Origin of the sequence: Kitasatospora sp. NPDC058190, from assembly GCF_042883685.1 — a bacterium.
In the GTDB taxonomy this organism is placed as follows: domain Bacteria; phylum Actinomycetota; class Actinomycetes; order Streptomycetales; family Streptomycetaceae; genus Kitasatospora.
Genome location: NZ_JBHVVI010000213.1, coordinates 1 through 8,231, shown reverse-complemented (window position 1 = coordinate 8,231; position 8,231 = coordinate 1). Strand labels below are relative to the sequence as shown.

4 protein-coding genes and 2 pseudogenes are annotated in these 8,231 nt (G+C 71.8%); 2 read left to right on the top strand and 4 right to left on the bottom strand.

The window, feature by feature from the left end:
- Positions 1-870 precede the first annotated feature (870 nt).
- Entirely contained in the window at positions 871-2,469 is a 1,599-nt protein-coding gene (locus ACFVWU_RS43375) for a helicase associated domain-containing protein (protein ID WP_387631906.1), read from the top strand.
- A 360-nt stretch (positions 2,470-2,829) separates the two neighbouring features.
- On the opposite strand, the gene ACFVWU_RS43370 is transcribed toward ACFVWU_RS43375, so the two are convergent.
- From ACFVWU_RS43370 to ACFVWU_RS43360, 3 genes and pseudogenes are all read right to left on the bottom strand, one after another.
- Complete coding sequence (locus ACFVWU_RS43370; protein WP_387631904.1) at positions 2,830-3,279, bottom strand: hypothetical protein; 450 nt, start codon at positions 3,277-3,279, stop codon at positions 2,830-2,832.
- Between the two features lie 376 nt (positions 3,280-3,655).
- A pseudogene (locus tag ACFVWU_RS43365) lies at positions 3,656-3,883 on the bottom strand (hypothetical protein); the annotation flags it as partial.
- 139 nt (positions 3,884-4,022) lie between these two features.
- The gene (locus ACFVWU_RS43360; RefSeq protein WP_387631902.1) at positions 4,023-5,960 is read right to left on the bottom strand and encodes a BTAD domain-containing putative transcriptional regulator; all 1,938 of its coding nucleotides are present in this window, start codon (positions 5,958-5,960) and stop codon (positions 4,023-4,025) included.
- Between the two features lie 112 nt (positions 5,961-6,072).
- On the opposite strand from ACFVWU_RS43360, the gene ACFVWU_RS43355 reads away from it, so the two are divergent.
- On the top strand, positions 6,073-6,951 hold the full coding sequence (locus ACFVWU_RS43355; protein WP_387631901.1) for an alpha/beta fold hydrolase: 879 nt from the start codon (positions 6,073-6,075) through the stop codon (positions 6,949-6,951).
- 21 nt (positions 6,952-6,972) lie between these two features.
- Here the strand turns inward: ACFVWU_RS43355 and ACFVWU_RS43350 are convergent.
- Positions 6,973-7,605: pseudogene (locus ACFVWU_RS43350) on the bottom strand (integrase); the annotation flags it as partial.
- Between the last annotated feature and the right edge of the window lie 626 nt (positions 7,606-8,231).

Below are 8,231 nucleotides of genomic sequence, written 5' to 3'. Positions count from 1 at the left end.
GGACGGGCTCGGCCCCGAAGCGGTCCTGGTGCTCGTCGATGAGCTTCAGTACCGTCGCCGGGTCGGGTCGAGCTCCTGGGCGAAAAAAGCCGAGGTGCAGTCAACCCGTCAGCACAACAGGGGCTCCAGCCTATCGGCTGGCGTGTCGAAGTCGAGGGTCTTCCGGGGGCGTGTGTGCAGCTTCAATGCGATCTTGGGGAGGTCGGCCCCCGTGAGGCAGACCGCCACGGGACCTGACAGGATCAGAACGGCGGTGCGTGCCGCAAACCATTGCCCGCGGCACGCACCGCACGAACACCCAGGGATGCCAGAAACACCCGCACGACGGGCCGCGAGACGTCTGGGCGCAGCAGGGCCTAGGCGGTCCGGGACGGGGCGCTGGGGCGCCTCGAGGGGGTCGGCGGGACGGCCGTACCACGTGGCCTCGGTCCCGGCCTGGTGGGCTGCGGCCGGCGTTCGCCGGGCGCTCACCCTCACCGACGGCCCCGCCACATGTGTTCCTTCACCCCTTCGAGGTGCACAGATCACACACTGCGTCCTGCCGCCGACCGGACGGTTCCGTGGCTTTGATCAGCGCTTTGGACTGCAGTCTGGGCAGACGTTGTCGTCGTTGAACTCAAAGTGCACGTCGCTCGGCTGTAGATGGTTGGACCTGCAGACAGTGCACAAGTCCCCGCCGCAGTTTCCGCAGCCTACGTAGCGGCCGCCGGCGTACTCGTAACGCCGCTTCTCGATCCATGGGGCATCACATGCCATACCAGGTCTCCCTTCTCCTTTCACCTCGGGCCAACGAGTGCACCCACACGATGGTTACAGGAGGCAGGACGTACAGCCGCCGAGGATGTTTCCAGGGGGCTGAGCAAGCTGCTCATGGCGCTACGCTCGCACGACGCGGCGGCCGTCGAGCGCCTGGCGCTGCCGCAGTCCGAGTCCCGGCCGCCGAGGGAGCCTAGGCACGCCGGGGAGCCGGACGCGTTCCGCTCCGCCGGCGGTGAGGCGCAGCTGCTGCAGTTCTCCACCCAGCGTGATCCTGCGGCATTCGTGCGGACCCGGGTGCTGGAGCCGGAGCGGGAGGAGTTCCGGCGGGGCCTGGAGGAGCTGCTCGCCTACCGGGCGCCGTCCAGGCACCGGCTGGGGGTGTGGGTGGCCGACCAGCGCCGCTACAAGGCCGCTGACGTCCTCGATGCCGAGCGCGTCAAGGAGCTGGACGCGCTCGGGATGGTGTGGTCGGCGTTCGACACCGCCTTCACCGACAACCTGACCGCGGTGGCCGGGTACGCGGCCGAGCACGGGCATGCCCGTCCGTCCAATGAGGCGGTCTGGGGCGGGCGACCGGTCGGGACCATCATGAAGAACCTGCGCACCGCGCAGCGGCGCACCGAAGCGCTCCAGCGCCGTGCCGAGGCTGGCGAGCAGGGCTTGGACTGGGCAGGGGTGCTGACCGCCGACCGCAAGGCCGCCCTGGACGAGATCGACCCGGCGTGGTGTCCGGCCTGGTCGGTGGAGTGGCAGCGGTGCTTCGCCCTGGTCTGGCGCCACATCAAGGACGGCGGCGCACTCGCCGGGGCCGCGCCGGGCAGCGTCGTCGTCCAGGGCGAGGACCTCGCCGGGTGGGGCCGCGCCCAGCAGGTCGGCTGGGACAAGCTCGCCCCCGCCCAGCAGTGGGCGCTGGAGCACGTCCTCGGCTTGAAGCCGCTGCCCGAGGAGCAGCGGCCTGCAGTGAAGGTGACGCACGCGGAGAAGGGGCGCCGCAACCTCGCCGCCGCCGCCCAGTACCGGGCCCGCGAGTGGCACCTGAACGTCGCAAGCGCAAGGAACCCCTGGTCCTGGCCGACGGCACCACCGTGCAGATCGGCCTCGGCCTGTTCATCGCCAACAGCCGCAGCAGGCGCGCCGACATCCCCACCGAACGCGCCGCCCGCCTCACCGAACTCGGCATGCGCTGGGAATAGACGGTGCCGGACGGGACCGGAGCGTGCCGGGTGCAACGTGCCCGCTGCAACGCGGCCCGGCCGCCCGCCGGATCAGGCAAAGTCCCAGGTCAGGGGTGCAACGCGAGGCCGCGTTGCACCCCTGTGCTGCAGTCAGCGGCCGGGATACGCAGGAGGCCGGCGAACCGGCCACACACCGCCGGGTCGGGGGCAGTGGAAGGTCTCGACCGGGGCGATCCGCCGAGGCCTGTCCAGGCGGCCGGACTACCACTTGATGTGGGCGGCCCGCGACGCCGGCGTGTCGGGATCCTGCCGGCTGGTCCGCCGCCGGACGACCGCGCGCCGGGCCAGAGGGTACGCCGGCAGTGCGACCGCCCCGCCCAGCGCACCGAACAGCAGCGGGGCGTCCCACCACGGCACGAGTTCGACGGAGCGGCCGTCCGGCCAGCGGCAGAGACGCGAAGGCGGAAAGAGCGACTCCTCGATCCGAATGTTCCTGTGCTGGGGTTCCCGGTACGCCCCCGGGTCCCATCCGTAGAGCGCGGTGACACACGCTCTGGTCGGGCGGGTCTCGAAGCCGGACATCATGCCGATAAACCAGACGAATCCCGCCGCCAGCAAACAGAGCACCACGCCCGCCACCCTCACCGCGCCCGCCACCCTCACCGCGCCCGTTCCCCGCTCGATCGTCCGTCCGTACCGGACATGGAGATGACCAGGAACCCGCTTCGGTTCCCGTTCCTGCAGACCGTCCCGCGCGGTACCAGGCCTGTGCACCCGCCGCACCCGCGCCCCGACCTCGCACGGGGGTAAGCGCTCATCCGCCCACGTCACGCGACAGCACCCCACGCGACAGGGGGTCGCGACAGCCCCCGCGACAGCCGCGCGGCGGTCGGCCTCACGCGGCGCGGTCCTTCACCGGGTAGAGCTTGGCGTGCAGCATCCGCACGTCCCACCACGGATCGTCCGGGGCGGAGAGCAGGGCGGCGACCTGCTCGCGCTTGGTCGGGGCGGGCAGCACCAGCGGGCCCAGGTCCTCCGTCTCCCGGTCGCTGACGCACTGCGGGCACTCCAGCCGGTCGGGGCTGGCTTTCTCGGTCAGCTCCAGCTTCGAGCCGGCCTTGCCGCCGATCGAGCCCCGGCAGGTCCAGCACGGGCGCAGCGCGGCGTTCGCCGCCCGGGCGGCTTCCAGTTGTTCTTCGGCCTCCCGTTCCAGGCGCTCCTCGCGGTCCTGGTGGCAGGGCCGGCAGCGGCCGCCGGGGCGGCGGGTCCACTGGCGGCTGCCGTAGACCCAGGTGTTCTCCTCCTTGGGGACGTTGCCGCAGTCGGCGCAGGCGAGGGTCCGCATCAGCTCCCGGTGGTCCTGCTTGGCCTTCTTCTCCCGGGCGGCTTGGCGCTGGTCGTAGGCGGCGCGGTTGTTCGGGTTGTCCAGCGCGTCGAGCAGGCAGTGCCGTCCGTCGCGGCCGTAGCGCCACCAGATGGGTCCGAGCGGTCCGTGCTAGGCCCAATGCCGGTGACTTAAGGTCGTGCCGCGCGGGGTGATGGTTGGTGTTACTGGTTCGCTCCGCCACGGCCTATGGGGTCGTCGGGTCCCGGGGCAGGTCGCCCGGATCACCGACAGGCGCCGGGGCGCCGCCAACCACGGTTTCCTCGCCGGGGACCGTGGCGGTGCCCTCACCGGTGCCCGCGATAGTGTCTTCGCCAGCGCTCGTGCCGATGCCTTCACCGCCGGCCAGGCGGGCGGCGAGCAGCCGCTTGCCTATCCCGGCGCCCTTGCGGCTGTCGGCCTACGCCTTGCGGAACAGCTCCGCGACCTCGCCGTCGCCCTCTCGCTCGGCCTCCTGCACGTAGGTTTCCATGCGCAGCGCGTTGCTCAGGCACGCCTCGACGTACCAGAGCAGGTTGTAGTCCTTGTCCTTGGTACCGGTGACGTGACCGGTTTCCTCGCCCATGATCCCGACGCTCCTTCCACGCCCTGACAGGCTCCGGGCACCCTGGCTCGGTCGCAGGACGCGTCTGCGCGTCTACCCGAGAGCGCGGCAGCAATTCCGCTGGCCGTGGGGCGGGCGCGGGGTTGCGTATTGCTGTCGCTTACCCCGCTCCTGCGCATGCCTCCGCCTCTGCCAGATACCGTGCCACCGGGCCCAGGGTCACCATTCCGCTGGCGGCGCCGGCGTGTTCGGCACGGGCATCGCGCAGGGCAGTCTGGGCGCGTGCGGCGATTCCGCGCTCGCCGAGGCGGACGGCGGCGCGGGCGGTCAGGCACCACATGGCCTCTTGCATGTGGTCATGTGGTGGTTCGGGTATCGCGGCAAGGGCGGTACGGGCCTCCTCGCCCCGGTCCTGGGCGAGGAACACGAGGGGTCGCGCCCAGGGCCTGTACGGGCCCCAGTCGAGGTGCGGGTCGGTGGGCGCTGGCCTGTCGTGCAGCAGGCGCAGTCCCAGTAGGGCGAGCGGGAACAGGCCGCGGTGCAGTCCCGGCATTCCGGCCGCCTGGAGGGCGTCCTCCGCAGCGCGGTAGTGCGCTGCGGCCGTGGCGGCGGTCGGTCCGCCGGGTTCGGCGCTGCGGGCGGCCGTGGCCCGGGCCCTGAACCACCCGGTGAGGACGGGGACGAGGCGCGCCTCAGTGGTGGCGGCGAGCTGATCGGCTGCATTGGCGTGCGAGGTCGCAACGTCGAGGTCGCCGAGGGCCGAGGCGGACTGCAAGCGGGCGAGTCGGCCGAATACGGCGAAGCTCGGCAGCTCGTGTCGGGTGGCCAGGTCGAGGATCTCGGCTCCGATCCGATCCCTTGCCGCCGCGAGCCCGGGGCGGGTGAAGGACTGCAGGAACACACCGTTGAGGGCGAAGGCCAGCAGGGCGGGGTCGGCCAGGTGCCGTGCCAGCGCTTCAGCTTGCAGTGCCGCCTGCTGTGCGTGCTTCAGCTCGGTCCCGGACAGATCGGCGCTGCGGCTTTCGACGGCGACCGTGGACAGGAGACGGGCGCGCAGGTCGGCGGGGCCGTCTGGGCCGAGCCCGGTGAGCGTGCGCTCGGCAGCCGCGACGACGGCGCGGGACTGCTCGGCGTCGTCGGCCCGGCTCCAGATGGCAGGCACGTCGTAGGCGCCGATGATGCGGGCGGTCAGGGAGAGGTCTCCCGTGCGTTCCGCCGCATGAATGGCGGCAAGGCGGTCGCGCCGGGAGTGGACGAGGGCGTCGCCACCCGCCAGTGCGAGGGTGCGGGCCAGATCCACGGTGGTGCGCGGGCCGAGCCGGACACCAGCGCCTGTCCACGTGGTAGGTGCTCCTGCGGGGGGAACGGCCCCGTTGAGGATGTCCGTCTCCAGGCGCTGGAGCTCGGCACCGGGGTCGAGCCCGAGATGGTCGACGAGCATCGCGCGGGCGCGGCGGAGGGTGGCCAGCGCGTCGGCCCGGCGGCCCGCGCGGTACAGCGCGCGGGCAAGCAGCTCCCAGGCCGGCTCGCGCCATGGGTGTTCGGTGACATGAGCACCCATTTCGGCGACGAGGTCGGCCCCTCTCCCAGAGTCGAGGAGGATCCGGGCGCGCAGTTCCACGCCCTCCAACCTCAATTCCTCCAGCCGGGCCCGCTCGCGCTTCGCCCATGCGGCGTCGGGCACATCGGCGTAGGCGGATCCGCGCCAGGCCGCGAGTACCGCGCCGAGGTCAGTCACCGCGTCGGGGCTGCGGCGGGCTCGGGCCAGGATGTCCTGGAACCGGTGGGCGTCCACCTCATCGCGTGGCAGGCGCAGCGCGTAGCCGGGGCCCTCGGTGACGATGATGCGCGGCGGATTGCGGGGCGGCCGATCGGGTTCGAGGGCGCGTCGCAGCGCGGCGACGAACGTGCGCAAAGCGCCCACGGCGCGGGCGGGTGGATCGGTCCACAGGTCATTGACGAGGGTGTCGGTGGTGACCATCCGCCCCTCGGCGGCGACGAGCCGGGCGAGTACCTCACGATGGCGGGGTCCGCCCAGGTCAATCGGGCTGCCGTCGTCGCGGAGGGCCCGCACCACACCGAGCACGTCGATTCGCATGCCCCCATCCTCCGTGCCAGGGGCCGACTGCTCCCAACCGTGCTGATCGGTTGCTGATCGCCGTCGCCCAAGCTGATCCGGTCAAGTCCCCGACCCGCAAGGACGGTCCCTCATGACGCTCACTATTCCCGGCTTCGATCACATCCGCCTGCCCGGTGCGGACGGTGTGGAGCTGGCTGCAGCTGTCGGCGGCAGCGGCAGCCCGGTCGTGCTGCTGCACGGCTTCCCCCAGACCCACCTGATGTGGCGGCACGTCGCCGAGCGGCTCGCCGACGAGCACACGGTGATCTGTCCTGACCTGCGGGGCTACGGCGCCAGCGACAAGCCTGCGGCCACCGACCCCGAGGTGTACGCCAAGCGCACCATGGCCGCCGACGTCGTGTCCCTGGCGGCGGCGCTCGGCCACGAGCGCTTCGCCCTCGTCGGCCACGACCGGGGCGCCCTGGTCGCCTTCCGGGCGGGGTTGGACCACCCGGAGACCATCACCCACCTGGGCATACTCGACATCGTGCCGACGCTCGACATGTGGAACGTCCTGCACGGCGTCTCGGCGGCGGTCGGCTACCACCTCTTCCTGATGGCGCAGCCGCCGGGCCTGCCGGAGGCGATGATCGCAGGTAGTGCGGACGCGTTCTTCGGCTCGTTCCTCGACGCCTGGGCCAACGACCCGACAACCATGCCCGAGGAGGTGCGTGCCGAATACCTGAGCGCGAGCGCCGCGGCAGTGACGTCCATCGTCGCGGACTACCGGGCCTCGGCGGACATCGACGTCACGCACGACCAGGCGGACCTGGACGCCGGATCGCAGCTGGCCATGCCCGTGACGGTCATCCAGCAGGACTGGGGCGCACAGCTGGGCTACGACGGTGCCGCGGTGTGGAAGGCGTGGGCGCCGGATCTGGACCACCGGCTGGCCCGAGCAGGCCACTTCATGGCCGAGGAAGCACCCGACGAGATCGCGGCGGCCATCCAGGACCTGCTGGCCCGCTGAGTCCCATGCTCCCGACTCACGGCCGAGGTTGGTGGCTGCGTTTCGGGCCTGCTGCACCGCCCACTCCCGGGTGGGGTGGGCGGTGACGCCGGCGATGCACAGGCGACGGGTACCGTGCTCGAGGAACGCCAGTGTGTACAGGCGCCTGCCGAGCACCGTATCGAGATGGAAGAAGTCGACGGCGATGGTGCCCTCGGCCTGGGCCGTGAGGAACTCGCGCCAGGTCGGGCCGGTACGGCGCGGAGCTGGGTCGATGCCCGCCGCGTGGAGGATTCCCCACACCGTGGACGCGGCGATCGGGTGCCCGAGGCGAGCGAGCTCACCCTGGATCCGCCTGTGCCCCCACCCCGCGTTTTCCCGAGCCAGGCGTAGCACGAGGTTCTTGAGCGCCGCTCCGGTCGGCGGCCGCCCGGTGCGGGTGCGCCGTGTGCTGCAGTCCCACTTCGCCTCGATGAGCCGGCGATGCCAGGCCGGCAACGTGCCGGGCCTGACCGGGAAGACCGCCCGCCAGCGGCGACGGGGTAGGCGGCGCAGCACAGCGTTCTCGTGACGGAGCACGAGCAGCTCCGCGTCCTTGGCCGTGTCGCGGCGAAGCAGCGCCCCGGGGATGGACAGCAGCTTGCGCGCCACCTTGTACAGCATCGAAACGGTCACGCCGACATGGTGCCAGCCGAGGTCTCTCTACTGCTGCCACCTGCGGCGATGACTTTCCGAGCCCGACAGGCCCCGGTTCGGCAGCAGGTTCGTGGCTGCACGCCCGGCTCCCACGCCGCCCTCCGCAGCCGGCGTCCCCGGTCTTCGCCACGACTGCACTTGCTCCGCGCAGACTCCGCGCCGTACGAGCGCCTCCAACCTGCCGGGACCTCAACTTCCGCTGCGACCTGGGCTTCACGCTCCCGGAGAAATGCCATCAGTACCGAAGGGGTGTGAGGAAGTCTCCGAGGGCGGCTGCGACAGCGCCGGGGGCTTCCGCGGGGAGCAGGTGGCCGACGGCGGGGATGGTTGTCAGCGTTGCGTGCGGGATGTGCGGCAGGAGGCACTCGCGCAGAACGCTCGGTGGTTCCACCGCATCGTTCTCCCCGGCCAGCACGGTCACCTGCACCTCGATGTCGCGTGCGGCGGAGGTGATGTCCCGTGCGATTCCACGCAGCGGCCACTCCTGCCGGGCCTCGGCGCCGGCGGCGAGGCTGAGCTTCCCCCGCTGGGTGGGAGGTGCTGATTACCTGGTCAGGGCGGGTGTGGGTGGTTCGACGGCCACCGGTTCGGCCGTCGTCTGGTCG